This is a genomic window from Parabacteroides sp. AT13 (genome assembly GCF_002272965.1).
Classification (GTDB): domain Bacteria; phylum Bacteroidota; class Bacteroidia; order Bacteroidales; family Tannerellaceae; genus Parabacteroides; species Parabacteroides distasonis.
Window position 1 is genome coordinate 2083552 of sequence record NZ_NQMH01000001.1, and the last position, 21063, is coordinate 2104614.

General features: G+C 43.4%; 17 protein-coding genes. 9 read left to right on the forward strand and 8 right to left on the reverse strand.

The annotated features are described in order from the left end of the window. Position 1: 1 nt before the first annotated feature. The 8 genes from CI959_RS08675 to CI959_RS08710 all read left to right on the forward strand — a co-directional run bounded on the left by CI959_RS08675 (position 2) and on the right by CI959_RS08710 (position 9838). Positions 2 to 1108, forward strand: coding sequence for a DegT/DnrJ/EryC1/StrS aminotransferase family protein (locus CI959_RS08675; protein WP_011966987.1), 1107 nt, complete (start codon positions 2 to 4; stop codon positions 1106 to 1108). 7 nt (positions 1109 to 1115) lie between these two features. Beyond that, on the forward strand, positions 1116 to 1655 hold the full coding sequence (locus CI959_RS08680) for a galactoside O-acetyltransferase (protein WP_041525681.1): 540 nt from the start codon (positions 1116 to 1118) through the stop codon (positions 1653 to 1655). 5 nt (positions 1656 to 1660) lie between these two features. Continuing rightward, on the forward strand, positions 1661 to 2620 hold the full coding sequence (locus tag CI959_RS08685) for a glycosyltransferase family 2 protein (protein ID WP_011966985.1): 960 nt from the start codon (positions 1661 to 1663) through the stop codon (positions 2618 to 2620). A gap of 52 nt (positions 2621 to 2672) precedes the next feature. Beyond that, complete coding sequence (locus tag CI959_RS08690) at positions 2673 to 3743, forward strand: glycosyltransferase family 4 protein (RefSeq protein WP_011966984.1); 1071 nt, start codon at positions 2673 to 2675, stop codon at positions 3741 to 3743. 75 nt (positions 3744 to 3818) lie between these two features. Beyond that, positions 3819 to 5090: a glycosyltransferase family 4 protein gene (locus tag CI959_RS08695; RefSeq protein WP_011966983.1), complete on the forward strand. Its 1272-nt coding sequence runs from the start codon at positions 3819 to 3821 to the stop codon at positions 5088 to 5090. A gap of 1 nt (position 5091) precedes the next feature. Next, positions 5092 to 6552 carry an RNA-binding domain-containing protein gene (locus CI959_RS08700; protein WP_011966982.1) on the forward strand — a complete coding sequence of 487 codons (1461 nt, stop codon included), beginning with the start codon at positions 5092 to 5094 and terminating at the stop codon, positions 6550 to 6552. Beyond that, positions 6549 to 7310, forward strand: coding sequence for a glycosyltransferase family 2 protein (locus tag CI959_RS08705; protein ID WP_095231435.1), 762 nt, complete (start codon positions 6549 to 6551; stop codon positions 7308 to 7310). Before CI959_RS08700 ends, CI959_RS08705 begins: the two co-directional genes overlap by 4 nt. A gap of 23 nt (positions 7311 to 7333) precedes the next feature. Then, the gene (locus CI959_RS08710) at positions 7334 to 9838 is read left to right on the forward strand and encodes a YfhO family protein (RefSeq protein ID WP_011966980.1); all 2505 of its coding nucleotides are present in this window, start codon (positions 7334 to 7336) and stop codon (positions 9836 to 9838) included. A 43-nt stretch (positions 9839 to 9881) separates the two neighbouring features. Here CI959_RS08710 and CI959_RS08715 read toward each other — a convergent pair whose 3' ends face one another. From CI959_RS08715 to rpsO, 7 genes are all read right to left on the reverse strand, one after another. Further along, the gene (locus tag CI959_RS08715; protein ID WP_005864127.1) at positions 9882 to 11009 is read right to left on the reverse strand and encodes a glycosyltransferase; all 1128 of its coding nucleotides are present in this window, start codon (positions 11007 to 11009) and stop codon (positions 9882 to 9884) included. Between the two features lie 102 nt (positions 11010 to 11111). Next, the gene (gene ahcY / locus CI959_RS08720; protein ID WP_011966979.1) at positions 11112 to 12530 is read right to left on the reverse strand and encodes an adenosylhomocysteinase; all 1419 of its coding nucleotides are present in this window, start codon (positions 12528 to 12530) and stop codon (positions 11112 to 11114) included. 185 nt (positions 12531 to 12715) lie between these two features. Next, entirely contained in the window at positions 12716 to 13471 is a 756-nt protein-coding gene (locus CI959_RS08725) for a glucose 1-dehydrogenase (RefSeq protein WP_005860792.1), read from the reverse strand. Between the two features lie 112 nt (positions 13472 to 13583). Beyond that, complete coding sequence (locus tag CI959_RS08730) at positions 13584 to 14402, reverse strand: AraC family transcriptional regulator (protein ID WP_057317556.1); 819 nt, start codon at positions 14400 to 14402, stop codon at positions 13584 to 13586. An 86-nt stretch (positions 14403 to 14488) separates the two neighbouring features. Then, the gene (locus CI959_RS08735) at positions 14489 to 16138 is read right to left on the reverse strand and encodes an AMP-binding protein (protein WP_005860796.1); all 1650 of its coding nucleotides are present in this window, start codon (positions 16136 to 16138) and stop codon (positions 14489 to 14491) included. A gap of 12 nt (positions 16139 to 16150) precedes the next feature. Continuing rightward, entirely contained in the window at positions 16151 to 16732 is a 582-nt protein-coding gene (locus CI959_RS08740) for a helix-turn-helix domain-containing protein (RefSeq protein ID WP_005860798.1), read from the reverse strand. 159 nt (positions 16733 to 16891) lie between these two features. After that, positions 16892 to 17161, reverse strand: a complete 270-nt coding sequence (rpsO, locus tag CI959_RS08745; protein ID WP_005860800.1) for a 30S ribosomal protein S15 — start codon at positions 17159 to 17161, stop codon at positions 16892 to 16894. Positions 17162 to 17331: 170 nt separating this feature from the next. On the opposite strand from rpsO, the gene typA reads away from it, so the two are divergent. Then, a complete protein-coding gene (typA, locus tag CI959_RS08750; protein ID WP_005860802.1) occupies positions 17332 to 19128 on the forward strand; it encodes a translational GTPase TypA in 1797 nt (598 codons plus the stop codon). 105 nt (positions 19129 to 19233) lie between these two features. Here the strand turns inward: typA and CI959_RS08755 are convergent, their stop codons facing one another. Beyond that, complete coding sequence (locus CI959_RS08755; protein WP_057317557.1) at positions 19234 to 20988, reverse strand: LruC domain-containing protein; 1755 nt, start codon at positions 20986 to 20988, stop codon at positions 19234 to 19236. Positions 20989 to 21063 lie beyond the last annotated feature (75 nt).

Below are 21063 nucleotides of genomic sequence, written 5' to 3' on the forward strand. Positions count from 1 at the left end.
TATGAATGATATAATAACGGTTACTTCTCCTTTGATTCCTCCTTTAGAGGAGTTTATCCCTTATTTGGAGGATATTTGGAGACGTAAATGGTTGACAAATAATGGGTATTATCATCAAGAATTGGAGAGAGCACTTTGTGAATATTTGAAGATTCCTTATATCAGTTTATTCACGAATGGTACTTTACCGTTGATATGCGCTTTGCAAGCGATGCGTATTACGGGGGAGGTTATAACTACACCTTATAGTTTCGTGGCGACTACGCATGCGCTTTGGTGGAATGGAATTAAACCGGTGTTTGTCGATGTTGATCCTATGACAGGAAATATGGATCCTGAAAAGATAGAGGCTGCAATAACTCCGAAAACAACAGCAATAATGCCTGTACATGTATATGGGCAGCCTTGTGACGTGGATCGTATTAAGCAAATAGCAGACACTTATGGCTTGAAAATCATTTATGATGCTGCTCATGCCTTTGGTGTAGAGAAAAATGGAGAGTCTGTTATTGCAGCTGGCGATATGGCTACATTGAGCTTTCATGCTACGAAGGTTTATAATACAATAGAAGGGGGGGCTTTGGTTTGTCATGATGCGGAGACAAAACAGCGCATTGATTACATTAAGAACTTTGGTTTCGCTAATGAGACAACGGTAGTGGCTCCGGGTATCAATGGGAAAATGGATGAGGTACGTTCGGCTTATGGGCTGATGGCTCTGAAACATGTAGATGTCGCTATAGAATCTCGAAAGCGAGTGGCGAGACGTTATAGGGAGGCGCTAAAGGAGGTCCCGGGCATTCATCTTTTTGAAGATAAAGAGGGGGTTAAGGCTAATTATTCTTATTTTCCTATATTTATAGATGAAAGGATGTATGGTATGAGTCGTGATACATTATATGAGAAGATGAAAAATGCAGGAGTTTATGGAAGACGTTATTTTTATCCGTTAATCAGTACGTTCTCTACTTATCGGGGATTGGATTCAGCAGGAAAGGATAATTTACCAGAAGCGTATAAGATGGCTGAGCGGGTGATTTGTTTGCCTATGCACCATGCTTTGAGTGAGGATGATGTAGAGCGAGTGATAGGTCAAATAATAGAGTAAGATGTTTATGGATTCTTTTTATTCACGATCTGAATTAGAACATATAGGTTTTGCTACCATAGGCAAGAATGTACTGTTGAGCCGTAAGGCTAGTATCTATTCTCCCGCTATGATATCGATTGGAGATAATGTGAGGATTGATGACTTTTGTATCCTGTCCGGTTGTATTGGAATTGGTTCTCAAGTTCATATTTCCGCTTACGTGGCTTTATATGGAGGTATGGGAATCACAATTGAAGATTATTCAGGTGTATCGGCAAGGACTACAATTTATAGTGCTGTTGATGATTTTGGAGGAGATTATCTGATTGGGCCAATGTGTCCGGTAGAAATGACACATGTGATGGGAGGTCCGGTTGTTTTGCAAAAATATGTTCAAGTGGGGGCTTCTTGCGTAGTAATGCCGAGCTTAACAGTTGCGGAGGGTAGTGTCGTGGGAGCAATGAGTTTTGTTAATCAATCCTTGGCTTCATGGGGCATTTATGCTGGAGTACCGGTAAGAAGATTGCGAGATCGAAGCAAAAAATTATTAAAATTTACAAAATAACTTATATGTCAGAAGGTAATTACGCACCTATCATTGTTTCTGTATATGATCGTTTGGATCATTTGAAAAGGAATATAAAGGCATTGTTAAACAATAGATTAGCGGCTGAATCCCTGTTGTATATCGTATCTGATGCAGCTTATAAGTCCGAGCACCAATCCCGAATAAATGACGTTCGTAAATATGCATCTTCGATATCTGGTTTTAAAGAGGTTCGTTTGCTGTTTAGAGAGAAAAACTTAGGAGCACATGAATCGATTAAATCAGCGATAGAGGAGGTATTGCTTACTTATGATACTTTTATATTCTTGGAGGATGACATAATAGTGGCACAAAATTTCCTGTCTTATATGAACGAGGGACTAGCCTATTATAAAGGTATGGATAATGTGTTTGCTGTTTGTGGATTTAGTTTGCCATTTCCTTTACCTAAAGATTATAGGCAGGATGTTTATTTTTATCCATGTAACTCTCCTTGGGGATTTGCTACATGGCGGGATCGTTGGGAAAAAGTGAATTTAGATTATTTTGATCGTGAGGCAGAATTGAAGAAAAACCGTTGTCGTTATAAAGCGTTTGTATCTATTGGTTTTTTTATCAAAGGTATTTTGAAGGCAGATTCTCGGAGGGTGATAGAAGCGATGGATCTTCGTGTATATTTCCATATGTTTCAATGGGGGTTATGCTCTGTATTTCCGACTGTTTCCAAAACTCAAAATTGGGGCTTTGACGGAACAGGAGAGCATTGCGGGGAGAACAATGGTACGTGGTGGGTTAAGCCAGAATTGGATATTCGTAATCAACCAACTCAATTTATTCCTTTTAATGGTTATAATGCAGAGTTATTAAAGAATCATCGTGTTTTTCAAGATAAGATTAATGGCGGCTTCCTTGCAAAGTGGCTGAAATATACATGGATACATGATTTGTGGAAACGATTAAAAACACACACAAATTCTATCTGAAGAGTACATTTGTTTAATTAAGGTTTGGATTCGATAATTTTTAGATTGCTTTATGCGAGTTCTTTTTTATCATACAATTCCAGTAGAGACGTATTTTCAAGCATGGAAAAAGGGAGATTATCCTGGTCATCTTCTATATGGATTTACTCATTTTGAAAAATTCGGTATCAAAAGAGTTAGCTTTGAAATACCTTTTAACCCTTATAAGAATCGACTTAAATTGATGTGTTACAATTTAATTAGCATATTGTCTATGTTTAATCAATTTGATGCGATTTATGGAGCAACGCATCGAGGACTGGAACTGGTGATATTCTTAAGAGCTTTAGGGTTGTTTAGCAAACCTATAGTTATTTGGCATCATACTGCGGTAACGAATTCCTCCAATAAAATCAGAAATATTATATCCTCATTCTTTTATAGAGGAATAGATAAATTATTTTTCTTTAGTCAGCCTCTGTTGGATGCGTCTTTGCGAACAGGTAAGATAAAAAGAAAAGATGCGGTGTTGACGCATTGGGGGCCAGATTTGGCTTTCTATGACAGCCTTTTGAAACAAAGAAAAAGTAAAGATTTTTTTATATCTACAGGTAGAGAGAACAGAGATCTTATTACTTTAGTGAAGGCTTTTTCCGAAACAAAAGAGATGTGTGAGATTTATTTGGGAGCGAAAGTGGGAGCTGTTGATTATAAATCTATTTTTACAATGCAGTTAAATGATATACTCAAAAGTAATGTGCGTATTCATTTCGTCGATATGGAGTATAAAGAGATTGCGCTTATCACGAACGATGCGAAAGCGATAGTCATTAGTACTTATGATCTTCCTTATACGGTAGGATTAACAACATTGGTAGAGGCTATGGCTTTGGGTTTACCTGTTATTACGACTGACAATATGAATTATCCGATTGATGTGGAGGTTGAAAAAATCGGATTGAAGGTACCTTTTGGAGATATTAATTCTTGGAAAAAAGCTATAGAGTATGTGGCAATCCACCCTAAAGAAGCTAAAACTATGGGGGAGGCTGGCAGATACTTGGCTGAGAGGATTTATAACTTGGAACATTTTTCTTCAGAAGTGGCTTCTTGCTTATTGAGTGTCAGTGATAATTCCGTTTGATTTGCGAATTAACCGGTGGATAAGTGAATGGATTGAAACTAAGAAAAATAGTTGCAGGAAAATAATAGATAAGCGATGAATGTAGTGATATTAAATACAGCAGAATTAACAGGCGGTGCTGCAGTTGCTGCGAATCGTTTGATGAAGGCTTTGAATAGGTCTGGTGCGAATGTGTCAATGCTTGTGCGGGATCAAAAAAGCAGAGATCCAAGAGTTGTTTCGATCAATAATTCTAACTTGAGGGAGAAGTTTAACTTTATGCGTTTTGTATGGGAACGTTTAGTGATTTTTCTCTCTAATCATTTACGGCGGAAACCTTTGTTCCAGGTTTCTATTGCGAATACGGGAACAGATCTCAGCTCCCATCCATTAGTCCAAAATGCGGATGTTATTCATTTGCATTGGATTAATCAAGGATTTCTATCTTTAGATGATATAAAAAAGTTGATACGGATTGGTAAGCCTGTAGTCTGGACTATGCACGATATGTGGCCATGTACGGCGATTTGCCATTATTCGTTCGGTTGCGAGAGGTTCAAGAAAGAATGTGGAAAATGTCCTTTCCTAAGTTCGAGCGATAAAAAGGATTTGTCGTATCATGTTTTTAATAAGAAACGTTTCTTAGCGGATTCTAAGATACAACTGGTGGCGGTAAGTACTTGGTTAAGACAACAAGCTCAAGATAGTGCGTTGACCAATAGGTTGCCTGTAGAGGTGATTCCGAATGTGATTGACACGAGTCTGTTTGTACTTTCTGATAAGGCGGAGGCTAGGAAGAGCTTATCTTTACCTTTGGATAAGAAAATCATCTTGATGGGAGCCGCACGTATCAATGATCCGATTAAAGGTTTTGAATATCTTGTCAAGGCTTTATCTATATTGAAAGAGAGGAAAGGAGAGGAAGATTATTTCTTGGTTTTGTTTGGAGGTATCAAAGGGGATGATTCTTTTTTGTCGGAAATTCCGATTTCTTATGTATGGATGGGATCTTTGAGTGATCCTTCTATGATCGCGAAATTATATGCCGCAGCTGACGTAACGGTGGTAGCTTCTTTGTATGAGACTTTTGGCCAGACTATTATAGAAGGGATGGCTTGTGGTTGTCCGGCGGTGAGTTTTGATAATAGCGGACAGACTGATATTATAAACCACTTGGAAAATGGATACCTGGCGAAATATAAGGATACGGATGACTTGGCTACGGGTATCAAGTGGGTAATCGATAATCGAGAGTCTTTGCGATTAGATGAGGCTTGTATCCGCAAGGTACATGATTGTTATAAGGAATCGATTATTGCCAAAAAATATATAGCTTTGTATCAGAGTCTGTGTAATAAGCGTGAATAGAATGAAAGAAGACCAGCATATCGAATTTAAGGAATCATGGCATGACGAATATACTCGTTATGTCTCTGCTTTTTGTAATACGCAGGGAGGCGTGTTGTATATTGGTTTAAATGATAATGGGACGGTTGTTGGCATAGAGCATCCAGAGAAACTAATAGAGAGACTTCCTAATTTTATTGCCCAGAAAACCGGAATTATGCCTCTTGTCCATTTAAAAGAGAGTAATGGTAAAGAGTATTTAGAGATAGAAGTTCAGCCTTCTGCTATGCCGATTTCTGTACACGGGCGATATTATACTCGGAGTGGAAGTGTTACTTCTGAATTGCAGGGGAATCAGTTGAATATGTTTCTTGCTGCGAAAATGGGGCTGACGTGGGAGAGTGTGGTTGAGGAAGATTTCTCTTTGGATGATATAGATATAGAAACTGTAGAACGTTTTAAGTTATTAGCTAAGGATAGGGTTCCTTCCATTGAGCAGGAAACAGATATATTGGCTTTAATGAAACGATTGAATTTAGTAGTCGGAGGTAGATTCAAAAGAGCCGCTGTGGTCTTGTTTGGAAAGAATGTACAAAAATATGTGCTACAGGCTCGGATAAAGATCGGTAAGTTCCTTTCGGAGACTGAAGTACTGACGACTGATATCATTGAGGGCAATTTGATTCAGCAGGTTGATCGGGCGTTGGATATCTTGCGAACAAAATACTTGTTAAGTTATATATCTTATGAAGGGATTCATCGGCGCGAGAAATTAGTTTATCCCTATGAGGCCTTGCGGGAAGCCCTATTGAACTCGATTATTCATCGCGAATATTTTGTCTCTTCCGAAATACAAATCCGTATTTATGACGATAAGTTAGTAATGGGGAATGAGGCTCGTTTGCAGGATATTACGGTAGAGGACTTATCTAGGCCTCACCCTTCCAGACCTCATAATAAATTGATTGCGGATGTCTTTTACAAGGCTGGTTTTATTGAAAGCTGGGGAAGAGGGACACAGCGTATTATTGATAACTGTGTAGCTGAGGGATTATCTGCTCCTGTGTATGAGTATAAGATGGGATTCTTGTATTTGACTTTTATGTCTAAACAGATTGTTGAATCGCCTTATGTTGCGGATGAAACCTTGCGACCTTTAGGTGAAACCTTGCGACCTTTAGGTGAAACCTTGCGACCTTTAGGTGAAACCTTGCGACCTTTGAATGAAACCTTGCGACCTTCGGATATGGCCTCAAAGAGAGTCCGAAGAATGAGTAAAGCAGAGATGATGGATTCTATAGTAGCTTGTTGTTTGAATGCCTATTTAACGATAGAAGAAATAGCGTCTTTCGTGAATAGAAATCCTGCTTATATAAAAAATGAGTTTATACCTTTGCTTCTGTCAACGGGGCGTTTGACGCGCTTATATCCCAATACCCCAAATCATCCGAAACAGGCTTATAAAACAAAGAAGGAAAAATGAATCAGCAACCTACATTTTCGATCATAACGATCACCTATAATGCGGAGCGATGGTTGGAGCGTACGATATTGAGCGTACTTAGCCAGTCGTATCCGAATATCGAGTATATATTGATTGACGGAGCGTCGAAGGATAAGACCGTAGAGATCATCAAGCAATATGAGTCCGGTATCGCTTCTTGGATAAGCGAGCCTGATAAAGGCTTGTACGATGCCATGAATAAAGGTTTAAGGCGAGCCACGGGGGACTATGTGTGGTTCTTGAATGCGGGCGATACACTTTATACCGCAGATACCGTGCAAAGAATTGTGGTGTCTTTGAAAAAGAAAGTATCTTTGCCAGACGTGATTTACGGAGAGACCCGGATCGTTGACGCGGCGGGCAAATCGTTGGGGATGCGCAGGTTGAAGGCTCCGGAGAGACTCAGTTGGAAGGGTTTTCGAATGGGAATGTTGGTTTGTCACCAGTCGTTTATATCAAAACGGGAGATAGCTCCGTTATATAATACGGATTATCGTTTGACGGCCGATTATGATTGGTGCATCCAATGTCTGAAGCGTGCGAAAAGAGTGCATAATACGCATCTGGTTTTGTCTGACTTCTTGGAGGAAGGATTAAGTAGCGCCAATCGGAAAGCTTCCTTGAAAGAGCGGTATGAGATTATGTGCAAATATTATGGGAAAGTCTCGACAATCGCATTGCATGGTTGGTTCGCCGTACGTTTCTATTTTGCCAAATGGTTTAAAGGTAGAGTATAAATAATTAAATATAAATAAGTTTTATGCGGAGTATAATGCAAAAATGGGGGAAGCATATCGCTGCTGTAGCCGTGTTCTTGGTGCTGACAGTGGTTTATTTTGCCCCGGCCGTATTTGAGGGTAAATCGATTCGTCAGGGAGACATGGAGAAAGCTGTTGGCATGGGAGGTAGCCAGATGGAGAAATATGAGAAATCCGCCCAGCCCGGTGAATTTAGCGTTTGGTCTGATGCCATGTTTGGAGGAATGCCCTATGCGGGAGGATATGGGAATCCTGCCCCTAAGTTGCCTGGGTATACTTTATTAGAGGCACCATTAAAAGATATCGGTTATTTGAATGCGGGCATGGTATTTACCGGTTTGGTATGTTTTTATATATTGATGTGTGTAATGGGGGTGAATTGGTGGCTGGCCCTTGCGGGCTCGATCGCTTTTGCGTTAGCTTCTTATAATATAATCATTATAGAAGCCGGGCATATAACGAAAGCATATGTCATTGCCTATATGCCGCTAACCCTTGCGGGTATGGCGCTCCTGTTCAAACGTAAGTATTTGTGGGGAGGAATCGTATTCTTGTTGGGAGTTGCCTTATCCATATCGAATGGACATATCCAGATCACTTATTATTTATTGCTGCTTTGTTTGTTTGTTTATCTGGGGTACGTGTTCGCTAAACTACGAGAGAAAACATACAAAGAGTTAGGCAAAGTGACCGTGATTATGGTTGGTTGCGTTATATTAGCGATTCTTCCCAACGCTCAAAATATGTATGCTCATTGGGATCTTGGCAAGAACTCTATCCGTGGTGCTACGGAATTGACTACTACTACGGCTTCCGGAGAGAAAATCTCTTCGGGCCTGGATAAGGATTATGCTTTTGCCTGGAGCTATGGTAAAGGTGAGCTATTGACATTGCTGGTTCCTAATGCTTATGGAGGGGGATCCGGAGGTATGTTAGGACCGGACTCTGAATTGTATAAGGAATTAAGGGCAAAGGGGGCTCAAGTAGGAAAAGAAGTACAAGCTCCTACCTATTGGGGGGAGAAGACGTTTACTTCGGGACCGGTGTATTTTGGAGCGTTGGTTTGTTTCTTGTTTATCATAGGAATGTTCGTGATCCGGAACCCGATAAAGTGGTGGCTGTTCGCTGGTTCGGTGTTCTTGATTTTTTTGGCTTTGGGACGTAATTTTGATGGTTTTAATGATTTTATGTTCCATTATTTACCGATGTATAATAAATTCCGTACGGTGGAGATGGCTTTGGTTATTCCGGGTATGGTATTTCCCATCATAGCGATATGGGGGCTGAAAGAGATCGTGTCGGGAAAAGTGGATGATGCTTTATTTAAAAGGGGGTTAATCGTTTCTTTAGCGATTACGGGTGGATTGTGCTTGATCCTTTGGGTGATGCCAAGCATGTTACTTGATTTCCGTTCCTCTTTTGATGCTCAATACCAATTACCGGATTGGTACTATAATGCCTTATTGATGGATCGGGCTTCTTTGGCTTCCGCGGATGCTATGCGCTCTCTGATTTTTATATTGCTGGGTGCCGCTTTATTATTCTGGTATTATACGGTAAAAGATCGAAAGAAGGCTGGTACGATTGTGGGAATAGGTGTGGCTGTTTTGATGTTGGCTGATTTGTGGACTGTCGATAAACGTTATTTGAATGATGGTGATTTTGTTCGTCAGAAAGCTGTGGACGTGTATAAGGAGACTGTTGCGGACCAAGAGATCTTTAAGGATAAAGATCCTTCTTATCGTGTAGTGACGTTAAATAATCCATTTCAAGAGACTAGTGTATCTTATTATCACCACTCCATCGGCGGTTACTATGCCGCTAAATTGAGACGGTACCAAGAATTGATCGACCACCGTCTGCAAGGAGAGCTTAACTCGGTTATCGGGGCTTTCCAGAAAGCGCAGACCGCAGAGGATTTGATGGGGGCGTTCGCTGCTTGCCCGTCCTTGAATATGCTCAATACACGTTATATTATCTATAATCCGGAGCAACCGCCTTTGAGGAATCCGTTTGCTTTCGGCAACGCTTGGTTTGTGGATAAAGTGGAGGTCGTGGAGAATGCGGATGCGGAAATAGCGGCGTTGAATACGATCAATCCGTTAACGACGGCGGTTGTCGATAAACGTTTCGCTGATGAGGTGAAAGGTTTCACGCCTCAATTGGACTCTACTGCTACGATAACATTGGATAGTTATCGCCCTAATAAATTAGTTTATACGACGAAGACGAATTCTGAGCAATTAGCGGTATTCTCAGAGATCTATTATCAACCGGGATGGGAGGTAACTATTGATGGTAAGCCCGCTTCGCATTTCCGGGCGGATTGGATATTACGAGCTATGTTAGTTCCTGCGGGAGAGCATCAGATCGTATTTGAGTTTAGACCGCAAGGTTATATTACGGCGGCTTATATTACCTCTTTCAGTTCGTTGATTATCTTGTTGTTATTGATTGGTGCGGTAGGATATTCGGTTTGGAAAGCTAGAAAGCAAAAAGAGATATAAATTCCGGTTGGTTGTAGAGACGGGGCACACCCCGTCTCTACAACTAGATGAAACCGCTATTGATAAAATCGAGCAGTTTTCTCGTTAGGGTTTCCCACGAGAGAGCTGCTTTTTCTTTGGATATGTTCGCAGGGATGGTGGCTTGCTGTGAGGGGGTGAAAAGTTCCTCGATACCTTGGGCGAGGGCCGTTGCGGATATCTCAGGCACTACGATGCCTGTACCCGGCTTTTCGATGCTGTTCTTGAAATCGCCTACGGGAGTACTTAACATAGGTAAATCGTAATTGTAGGCTACGGATACGACACCACTTTGAGTGGCGGAGCGATAGGGGAGTACTAAGGCATCCGCCGCTGAGAAATAAATGGGGATTTCCTCGTCGCTGATATATTCACAGTGGACGAATATACGTTCTTTTGCCGGAGATGCATCGATCAGAGCCTGATACTTCTCGAAACTACCGTAACATTCGCCGGCTATAATGAGATGGTAATCCTCGTTAAGCTGTCCCATCGCTTCTATCAGCAGGTCTAATCCTTTATAATCCCGTATCAGTCCAAAGAATAGAAGATTCTTTTTGGACGGATGGATTCCTAATTTCCGGCATGCCTCGTTCTTGTTGATCTTACTCCCGAAATGATTATAAAGCGGGTGTGGGTTCTGGATATATTTAGCGCCCGGGTAAAGTTTCCGCAAATCATACCGCACGTTATCGCTCATCACGATAAAGCCATGGCATTGCTTGAAAAGTAACGAAGCTAAAGGCTTGTCGAAGAAACGCGGCTCATGGGGAATCGCGTTGTGGATAAGGGTGATTACCTTACAATGCTTTTTCATCCGATTTGCTACGTGGGCGTATCCGGGAACGAAAAAGGACATCCAGTAAGAGATAATCAGTACGTCCGGCGCATAGGAACGAATGGCGTTTACGGTACTGAAATAACTAACCGGGTTGACGCTATCTAATACTCGCACGCTCTCGATTTCGATCGCACGGTCTCCCGCTTCTACGTATTGAGTCTTGCCGGGAAATAAGATATCCGGATAAAGACGTTTGAAGTTGAAAGCCTTTACTTCATGACCTTCTTTTACTAATTCCGTATAGAGCATCCCGCTGAATTGGGCGATACCGCCACGATAGGGATAAATGGGGGAGAGAATAGCGAAACGCATGGTAATTGAAAATTAAGAATTGAAAATTGAAAATTAAGAATCGAGAACTACAGGAGCTGCCCTCCCTTCATTATCAATTCTCAACTTTCAATCTTCAATTAATTAGTATCTGTAATGATCAGCCTTGTACGGTCCTTCTACCGGTACGCCGATATAATCAGCTTGCTTTTGTGATAATGTAGATAATTTCACGCCGATACGTTCCAAGTGTAGGCGGGCAACTTCCTCATCCAAACGTTTCGGCAAACGATATACGCCTACCTCATAGGCCATTTGCCATAAATCCATCTGGGCAAGAACTTGGTTCGTAAATGAGTTGCTCATTACGAATGATGGGTGTCCCGTAGCGCAACCTAAGTTTACCAAGCGTCCCTCTGCCAATAAGAAGATGGAGTTTCCGTTCGGGAACGTATATTTGTCCACTTGAGGCTTGATATTCGTGTGCTTGATATTCGGATAGTTGACAAGCTTATCCACCTGTATCTCGTTGTCGAAGTGACCGATGTTACATACGATCGATTGGTCTTTCATCTGTGTCATATGCTCGATCGTGATGATATCGCAGTTTCCGGTGGTCGTAACGAAGATGTTACCCTCTTTCACGGCCTCTTCCATGGTCGTAACCTCGAAACCTTCCATAGCGGCTTGCAGGGCGCAGATCGGATCGATCTCGGTCACGAGTACACGGGCCCCGTAAGAGCGCATGGAGTGAGAGCAGCCTTTACCTACGTCACCATATCCGGCAACGACTACCACCTTGCCGGCGATCATTACGTCCGTAGCCCGCTTGATGCCGTCCGCCAAAGACTCACGGCAACCGTATAGGTTATCGAACTTGGATTTCGTCACGGAGTCATTAACATTGATAGCCGGAACCAGCAACTCACCTTTCTCCATCATCTGATACAGACGGTGAACGCCGGTGGTCGTCTCTTCCGATACCCCTTTCATCTCGGCTACCGTACGGTGCCAACGGCTGTTATCTTCTTGAAGGATACGATTTAATGTATCCAGGATTACCTGTTCCTCATGATTTCCGCCTTTGCGGTTGATAGTCTCCGCATCGTTCTCCGCACGATAGCCCATGTGAATCAGCAAGGAAGCGTCGCCGCCATCGTCAACAATCATGTGAGGGCCTTTACCTTCCGGGAAACGAAGCGCCATGTCCGTACACCACCAATACTCCTCCAGCGTCTCGCCTTTCCAAGCGAATACCGGTACGCCGTCCGCTGCGATAGCGGCAGCGGCATGATCTTGTGTGGAGAAGATGTTACAGCTAGCCCAGCGAACGTCCGCTCCCAACGCAACTAATGTTTCGATTAACACCGCCGTCTGAATAGTCATATGCAGTGAGCCGGTGATACGTGCGCCTTTCAAGGGTTTCTGATCGGCGTATTTCTGGCGTAGCGCCATTAATCCCGGCATTTCGTGTTCGGCGATCTCGATCTCTTTGCGACCGAATTCAGCCAAACTCATATCTGCCACTTTATAAGGCAGATTAGTTGGAAATAATTGTGACATAAATTAATACTATAAATGGTTGAGACGCAAAGGTACGAAAAAGCGTTGATAGTAGGTGTTCTTTATCTATGAATTTCCATCTAGGGCAGAGGCTTGCCGAGGGGTAGGTGGGTTTGTTACTGCAACCTGCCTTGCAGTAACACTGCAATGCCGTTGCAGTATTGGACTCTCTGTAGTTTTGCGATTTAATGAATACTGAAGGCTCCATCTACCAATAGCGCGTGGCCATCTACGAAGCTCGCTTGCGGGCTGCATAGCCAAAGTACGGCGTTGGCGATCTCTTCCGGTTTGCCGAGCCGCCCTGCGGGAATGTCGCGCACCAGCTCCTTCTCCAAGGAAGGGTCACGCCGCATTAAGTCTTCCGCCATCGGCGTACGGATAACGCCCGGACATACGGCATTGATGCGGATATTCTTTGCCGCATAGTCGATAGCGGCGGTACGTGTCAGTCCGATAACGGCATGCTTACAGGCTATGTAGGCCGCTTGCCCCGGAAATCCCGTGACTCCACCTTGCGATGAGGTGTTGACGATGGCGCCGCCGCCTTGTTTCAGCATTTGCAGGATCTCATAACGCATGCAGTTCCAGACACCTTTCAAATCCACAGCCACGGTACGGTCGAATTCATCGTCGGTGATTTCCGCCATTGGGCGTTGCGGTGTTTGTATGCCTGCGTTGTTAAGAGCCGCATCCAGTCTTCCGTAGGTAGCTACGGTCCAGTCGATCATCTCTTTTACGGCTTGCGTGTTTGATACGTCGCACCGATATGCTACGGCCTTCTGTCCCTCGGCTACTAATTTCTCTACTTGTTCTCCCGGCTCACGGATGTCTGCCAATACGGTTATGTATCCAGCCTTGGCGAAGGCTTCAGCGCAAGCGAGTCCGATACCCATCGCTGAACCGGTTACTAAAGCTACTTTCTCTTCCATTGTCTTTGTCATGATCATTTGATTTACATTTTGTTATTATTTATGTCGCGAAGATAAGGAGGGAGTGGTATAGAGGCTTTGTTATGTGGTTCAAATAGCTTTGTTGTGTGGGCCATTATAAATATTATATATCCTCGGTTGGCGGTACGCCATACGCTATCTTATAGATTTTCGAGAAATGGGAAAGGTTCTTGAAGCCTACCTCGAAACAAATCTCCGAGACCTTACGCCCCCCCTTACGTATCAGCCCATGTGCGGCTTCAAGGCGGCGTCGGATGAGCCATTCCCGGGGCGAGAGAGCGCTACATTTCTTGAAATCACGTTTAAATGTGGAGAGACTGCGTCCCGTATAGTTGGCGATTTCTTCCATGGAAATATCGTTCATATAATTCCGCTCCATAAATTCCAGTATGTCTATCTTCCATGGATCGGTAAAATCGAAGATAGAGGCATATAGATTCTTGTCGGTATTGAGCAACACATAGACGCCCTCGACCATTTTTAGTTGAAGCAATTCGTCTGTCGGTTGGATCTTGGAATTGAAATAAGGGGTCATCGACTCAAACAAGCTTACGATATCGGGACGGTTGGACGGTAGCTTGTAAAGGCTTACCTGATCTCGCTTGGCGTCTTTAGGGAGAATATTTCGATCTAATTTGCTGTAAAAGTCGCGTAGGAACTTCATGGTGAACATCAAGAAGATCGCCTTGAACTGCTCGCCATTCCATGCTTGTTTCGTCATCTGTACGCTGAAGTCCTTGCGGATGAAAGCGCATTCTCCTTTATGTAACCGGGTGATTTGGCCTTTCTCGTCGATTACCATCTCTCCGGAGTATACATACACCAACACATGCGAATGATTCCGGTGCAGGCAGCTCTTTCCGCCATCGAAATACATCGCTAAAAATAAATCCGAGTAACGCAGTGTGTTGATCCCGTCCATCGTTCTTTAGGAAAATGGGCGACACGGGAAGATCGTGCCGCCCATTATGAGGATTTTAAAGTAACTGTTAACTGTCCACTAAATCGTTAGGCCGGCGTGATACCTTGCTCTTGCAATAGTTTCAGCCCGAGGTCTTTCAACTTGAACTTCTGTATCTTTCCGCTTCCGGTCATCGGGAAGGTATCGACGAAGAAGATGTATTTCGGGATCTTATGCCGGGCGATCTTTCCGCGGCAGAAGTCTTTCACCTCTTCCTCCGTAGCCGTCACACCATCGTGAAGGATGATAAAGGCACCCACTTCCTCTCCATATTTCTTGGAAGGAACAGCAGCTACTTGCACGTCTTTCACGCCGGGGAAATGATAGAGGAACTCCTCCAGCTCACGGGGATAGATATTCTCGCCCCCGCGGATAATCATGTCCTTGATACGGCCGGTGATCCGATAGTTGCCGTTCTCGTCTTTCACGCCTAAGTCGCCGGAATGCAGGAAGCCATCCTTGTCGATCGCCTCATTGGTGGCGGCTTCGTTTTTATAGTAACCTTTCATGTTATTATAACCGCGGTTACACATCTCGCCCTGTACACCGACGGGGCATTCCTCGCCAGTCTCCGGATCGATAACCCGTACCTCGGTAAATTCGAACTCATGGCCTACGGTATTATAACGCACCTCGGCCGGATCTTCGATACGGGAGTGGGTCATACCCGGTGAGGTCTCTGTCAATCCATACACGCTGGTTACACGCATATGCATCTTCTCGTCCACGGTTTTCATGAGTTCAACCGGGCAAAGAGAACCTGCCATAATACCGGTACGTAACGACGTGAGGTCGAACATCTCGAACATCGGGTGGTTCAGCTCGGCAATGAACATGGTAGGCACGCCGTACACGGCCGTGCAACGCTCTTTATGTATAGAAGCTAATACCAATAGCGGATCGAATTTCTCGACCATCACTTGCGTACATCCATGCGTCAATACGTTCATGGAAGCTAATACCACACCAAAGCAATGAAAGAGAGGTACGCAGCAACAAAGCTTATCGTCGGCGGTGAATTTCATATGCTCACCCGTCAAGAAACCGTTGTTGGCGATGTTGTAGTGAGTCAACATGACCCCTTTCGGGAAGCCGGTCGTACCGGAAGTATATTGCATATTGACAACGTCGTGGCAATTTACTCTCGCTTTGGCAGCCTCTAACGTCTCATCCTTGATATTTTGTCCGAGGAGCAACATCTCGGGCGTATTGTACATACCCCTGTATTTCTCCTGTCCGATATATACTACATTTCTCAAGCGTGGGAAACGCTTGCTTTTCAAATACCCCCGTTGAGAGGTCTTCAATTCCGGCAACATGGTATAGACCATGTCCACGTAACTTCCATCAAACACGCCGTCTGTGATACACATCGTATGGATATCGGCGTTCTCAACCAGATATTCCAGTTCGCTTTGTTTATAGTTGGTGTTGATCGTGACCAGTACGGCACCGATCTTGGCTCCGGCATATAAGAAAGTCAGCCAATCCGGTACGTTTGTCGCCCATACGCCGACATGTGTGCCATGAGTGATACCGATCGCCAGCATGCCTTTCGCCATGTCGTCCACACGCTTGTTGAATTCGCTCCAAGTGAAACGTAAGTCACGGTCCGAATAAACGATATATTCCTTGTCCGGTGTAGTCTCGGCCCAATGTTCCAGCCATTGGCCAAGGGTTCTGTTATGTAATTCCATAAAACGCTGGATTTAATAAGGTGTATAGACAACTCCTAGGATTCGGGCCTTGTTGTCGGCTGCCGCATGTACATGATGCGCCACGATGGAATCATAATAGATGCTATCGCCTTCCTCTAGGATATAGGTGTTCTTTCCGTAATTGATCTCTACGACGCCATTCAATACGTAGATAAACTCCTCTCCCTCATGCGTGGACAGGATGAAATCCTCGCCTTCCTCGGAGGGAGCGATCTCGATCAAGAAGGGTTCCATATGGCGGCCGGACTTATCTTGCGAGAGCGAGTGGTAATCCATATGCTTGTGCCCTTGTGTCGCGTTGTTCGTGAACCCGATACCATCGGCCTCGCTGTCCTTTTTGCGGCATACGACCGGGCCTAGCTCCGCTTGGTCATCCAAGAATGTACCCAAACGTACCCCTAATACCCGTGCTATTTTGATAAGAGGGGCCAAAGATGGAAAATCCAAGTTACCCTCGATACGTTCGATCTGTTCGATACCTAACCCGGAGCGTTCGGCTACCTCCTCGATAGAGAGTTGTTTCGATTCCCGGATATTTTTAATTTTCGCGCCTATAATTTTGTTGTTTCCCATGTGTATGATTTGTTATTTATAGTCCTGTAATGTTTGATAATTTGATACTAAACGGCGCAAATTTACATTAATATTTTATTATATCTAGGATTAAGACAAATAAAAAGGGCAATACCCATTTGGGATTGCCCTTTTTAATATTTTCGAGTAAGCTTTTTCTTACTTTCTGATACCAAGTTCTTTGATGATAGCGCGGTATCTCTCGATGTCAGTCTTGATCAGATAGTCCAATAAACGACGACGTTTACCTACCAACATCTTCAATGATCTTTCCGTAGCGTAATCTTTGTGATTCACTTTCAAGTGCTCTGTCAAGTGAGAGATACGGAATGTGAACAATGCGATTTGGCTCTCAGCAGAACCTGTGTTAGTAGCTGATTTGCCATACTTTTCAAATAATTCTTGTTTCTTTGCTGAATCTAAATACATGATTCTTTTTACTTTAATAAATTAATACTATGTTATCTAAGCGGTCGCAAAGGTAGGCATTCCTTTTTGATTTGCAATAGATTCTGCTATCTTTTTTGTGTTTTGAAGCATGAATGTCATATATATATCGTAAAAATATCGTATTTTTGCAGCCAATAAATTAGTCTTCAATGCAAAAGATCAGAAACATTGCGATTATCGCGCACGTAGACCACGGCAAAACGACGCTCGTGGATAAGATGTTATTAGCCGGTAAGCTTTTCCGTGAAGGACAGGCAGAACCGGATCAGTTCATGGATAACAATGATCTGGAACGGGAACGAGGTATCACGATTCTTGCCAAGAACGTGTCTATCAATTATAAGGGATATAAGATCAATATTATTGACACTCCGGGCCACGCCGACTTTGGTGGCGAGGTGGAGCGTGTCTTGAATATGGCGGATGGTTGTTTGCTATTGGTAGACGCCTTTGAGGGGCCTATGCCGCAGACTCGTTTTGTTTTGCAAAAAGCGATTCAACTGGGTTTGAAGCCGATCGTGGTAATTAATAAGGTGGATAAGCCGAATTGCCGCCCGTCGGAAGTGCAGGAAATGGTATTCGACTTGATGTTTAGTCTGGATGCTACCGAGGAGCAGCTTGACTTCCCTACTATTTATGGTTCCGCCAAGCAGGGCTGGATGTCCGAGGATTGGAAGGAGCCGAAAGAGGATATCGCGGCTGTGCTTGATGCGATCATCAAGTATATCCCCGAACCAAAGATGTTGGAGGGTACTCCGCAGATGTTGATTACTTCTTTGGATTATTCTAAGTATGTAGGTCGTATCGCCGTAGGACGTGTACACCGTGGCGAGTTGAAAGAGGGCCAAGATGTCATGCTTTGTAAGCGTGATGGTAGTATGGTGAAATCGAGGATCAAGGAAGTGGATGTATTTGAGGGCTTGGGACGTACGAAAGTTGATTCCGTGCAGTCCGGGGATATTTGCGCTATTATCGGTATCGATGGTTTCGAGATCGGTGAGACAATCGCCGACGTGAACGAGCCGGAGCCATTGCCAACGATCGCTATCGACGAGCCTACGATGTCTATGCTTTTCACGATCAACAATTCTCCGTTCTTTGGTAAGGATGGTAAGTTTGTTACTTCCCGTCATATTTTTGACCGTTTGCAGAAAGAATTGGATAAGAACTTGGCTTTACGCGTAGTTCCTACTGATTCCGCTGATTCTTGGTTGGTATATGGCCGTGGCGTGCTTCACTTGTCTGTATTGATCGAGACGATGCGTCGTGAGGGATACGAGTTGCAGGTAGGTCAGCCTCAGGTTATCATCAAGGAGATCGATGGTGAGAAATGTGAGCCGGTAGAGCAATTGACGGTGAATCTTCCGGAGGAATGCTCTAGCCGTATTATCGATATGGTAACGAAGCGTAAGGGCGAGATGACCATGATGGAAAGCAAGAATGGTCGTATGCACTTAGAGTTCACAATTCCTTCCCGTGGTATTATCGGTTTGAACAACGCCGTATTGACCGCCTCTGCCGGTGAGGCTATCATGGCACACCGTTTCTTGGAATATCAACCGTGGAAGGGTGATATCGAACGACGTATGAATGGTTCGATTATCGCTATGGAGACAGGTCAGGCTTTCGCTTATGCCCTGAATAACTTGCAATCCCGCGGGCGTTTCTTCATCGCCCCGGGCGAGGAGGTTTACGCTGGACAGGTGGTTGGTGAGCATACCAAGGACAATGACTTGGTGGTAAATGTTACCAAATCCAAGAAGTTGACGAATATGCGTGCCTCTGGTTCGGACGACAAAGTTTCCTTGGCTCCTCCTATCGTATTCAGCCTAGAGGATGCGCTTGAGTACATCAAGGGCGATGAGTACGTAGAGATCACCCCGAATAATATGCGTATGCGTAAGATCATCTTGGATGAGACAGAGCGTAAGCGCCAAGGTAGATAATATATTCTTCTATTAATAGATACAAAAAACGGCGGGCCTTTAAAAAGCTCGCCGTTTTTTATATGATGTTAGGATTTTAGAGATCCTTCAATGAGTGTGTATCCTTCATTCTTTATTTTCCGGATCTTTCTTCTCTTCATCCGGAGTGGTAAATTGTATCACTAACGATTCATCTTTAGGAGTCTCATACCAATCTCCATGTGCCTTTCGGTAATCTTGGTCAAAATTATAAGCTTCGTCGATGCTTTTATTCTCTATACACCAACGGAAAGGTTGACTTTCCGAATAAGGAATATCCAATACATATGGGTATAGATCCGTATTCTTGACGTTTTTACTTACCGGTCCCTTCCCGTTATCAATGTAAGGCATGATCAGCTGAGTCGCACTATATGTTAATGTCTTTGTAATCCCACTTTCCGGTTCCTTGTCGAATTTTCTCACATTGACATATCCATTGACATCGGAGAAAAAGGGAGTTAGTCCATTGGCGTCCTTAAATCCAAATTGGTTGTGGAATGTACAGCCTTTAGCCAGTAACTGGGCATAAACATCTGCGGTACTCTTATCGGTATATGCTGTGATATTATAATATATGACAGCGTCATTGAAATCGAAATCGCCTTGGTTTGGATAATTATCTTCGAACAAGAGGAATCCTTTCTTGTTCGTTTGCGATTCTATGACGGGAGGGGTTACCGGCTCTGCCGGCTCGATGGCAACGGGATTACTTTCGATTAGACAAAGCATATCGTTGTAGTCTCCATCATAGGCCCTATAGTTTGGGCAGCGATTTTCCATTCCCAGTACATTTCCTTCAAAATCACCTTCTTGAATGTGGTGAATGAAGCCGTTTGCTACGTTTTTCTCTATTTTGAAAGAGGAATTACCATATTTTAAGGTATGGCCTACGTAATTATGGGAGAATGTCCCATTATCTGGTACTTTATTGTTATCCGGCCCATTTAATGCCGGAGTGGAGAACTGTGGACGGTCTGTGCCTCGATATACGAAGCCGACGTTGAGCCCCTTGTCGAATCTTCCCAAGGGTATTCGGGTATATTCTCCTGCTTGGGCCTTTGGCTGTTCTTCTTTGGAGTAGAATATATAATTATCGCCTTGGTTGATCGTATTGAAGTCAGTGACTTGGATAGCACCATTAGTTTTTCCATAGAAGGTGCAGTCATCTAAAGTAAGGTTCTCCATCTTCTCGGAGGGATATGTATAGAACCAAATTTTACCATGCATATTACTGTTGCCTTTGGACATTCCTCCGTCGCTTATATAGGTTAGCCAAATATCCGCTTTCTCAAAGCTACTGGTAAAAACGGTTTCCGTGATTTTTAGATCAGAACATCTATATAAATCTTCGCTTTTCACATTGTATGACTTTTCCGGGAAGTATTTGTTATTGATCAGATGAAGGACTTCATCACTGATCGCATTTGTAGCCCGTAAACTGCTTTTGGTTCCGCTACCGATCGTGATATCCTTTACATCGCTCTCGATAAGTTCCCCATCCCCTCTTAGGATATAGAGTTTCTTTACGTGTGTAGGTACTTCCAGAGCCATAAGGATCGGAGTTTTACCAATTAAATAAGGATCTTTGACTAAAGAGCCTTCCTCATAAGGATATTCATAATAAATAGAATATAGGGTCCCTTCATGCTGAGAAGATATGTTAACCTGTATGTTCTCGAAATTCTCGAACTGGGCTATGTAATCTTCTTCTTCTTTGGTAGGTTCTTGAGGATCTACCGAGGGGTCTTCTCCTTGATAAATGTCATGCTTAACGCATGATTCCATAAGGAAGAGCAGACAAAATACCCACACCATTTGTTTCCAGATTTGTGATCTCATAATTTCTTTACCCTATTTGATTAATATTTACAACAACTTTATTGAATTTTGCAAATCTACGGATTTATTTTATAA

What these genes read in the sequence shown, in the direction of transcription:
- CI959_RS08675 (WP_011966987.1), top strand. Translation starts at nt 2, where the DNA reads ATGAATGATATAATAACGGTTACTTCTCCTTTGATTCCTCCTTTAGAG.
- CI959_RS08680 (WP_041525681.1), top strand. Translation starts at nt 1,116, where the DNA reads ATGGATTCTTTTTATTCACGATCTGAATTAGAACATATAGGTTTTGCT.
- CI959_RS08685 (WP_011966985.1), top strand. Translation starts at nt 1,661, where the DNA reads ATGTCAGAAGGTAATTACGCACCTATCATTGTTTCTGTATATGATCGT.
- CI959_RS08690 (WP_011966984.1), top strand. Translation starts at nt 2,673, where the DNA reads ATGCGAGTTCTTTTTTATCATACAATTCCAGTAGAGACGTATTTTCAA.
- CI959_RS08695 (WP_011966983.1), top strand. Translation starts at nt 3,819, where the DNA reads ATGAATGTAGTGATATTAAATACAGCAGAATTAACAGGCGGTGCTGCA.
- CI959_RS08700 (WP_011966982.1), top strand. Translation starts at nt 5,092, where the DNA reads ATGAAAGAAGACCAGCATATCGAATTTAAGGAATCATGGCATGACGAA.
- CI959_RS08705 (WP_095231435.1), top strand. Translation starts at nt 6,549, where the DNA reads ATGAATCAGCAACCTACATTTTCGATCATAACGATCACCTATAATGCG.
- CI959_RS08710 (WP_011966980.1), top strand. Translation starts at nt 7,334, where the DNA reads ATGCGGAGTATAATGCAAAAATGGGGGAAGCATATCGCTGCTGTAGCC.
- CI959_RS08715 (WP_005864127.1), bottom strand. Translation starts at nt 11,009, where the DNA reads ATGCGTTTCGCTATTCTCTCCCCCATTTATCCCTATCGTGGCGGTATC.
- ahcY (WP_011966979.1), bottom strand. Translation starts at nt 12,530, where the DNA reads ATGTCACAATTATTTCCAACTAATCTGCCTTATAAAGTGGCAGATATG.
- CI959_RS08725 (WP_005860792.1), bottom strand. Translation starts at nt 13,471, where the DNA reads ATGACAAAGACAATGGAAGAGAAAGTAGCTTTAGTAACCGGTTCAGCG.
- CI959_RS08730 (WP_057317556.1), bottom strand. Translation starts at nt 14,402, where the DNA reads ATGGACGGGATCAACACACTGCGTTACTCGGATTTATTTTTAGCGATG.
- CI959_RS08735 (WP_005860796.1), bottom strand. Translation starts at nt 16,138, where the DNA reads ATGGAATTACATAACAGAACCCTTGGCCAATGGCTGGAACATTGGGCC.
- CI959_RS08740 (WP_005860798.1), bottom strand. Translation starts at nt 16,732, where the DNA reads ATGGGAAACAACAAAATTATAGGCGCGAAAATTAAAAATATCCGGGAA.
- rpsO (WP_005860800.1), bottom strand. Translation starts at nt 17,161, where the DNA reads ATGTATTTAGATTCAGCAAAGAAACAAGAATTATTTGAAAAGTATGGC.
- typA (WP_005860802.1), top strand. Translation starts at nt 17,332, where the DNA reads ATGCAAAAGATCAGAAACATTGCGATTATCGCGCACGTAGACCACGGC.
- CI959_RS08755 (WP_057317557.1), bottom strand. Translation starts at nt 20,988, where the DNA reads ATGAGATCACAAATCTGGAAACAAATGGTGTGGGTATTTTGTCTGCTC.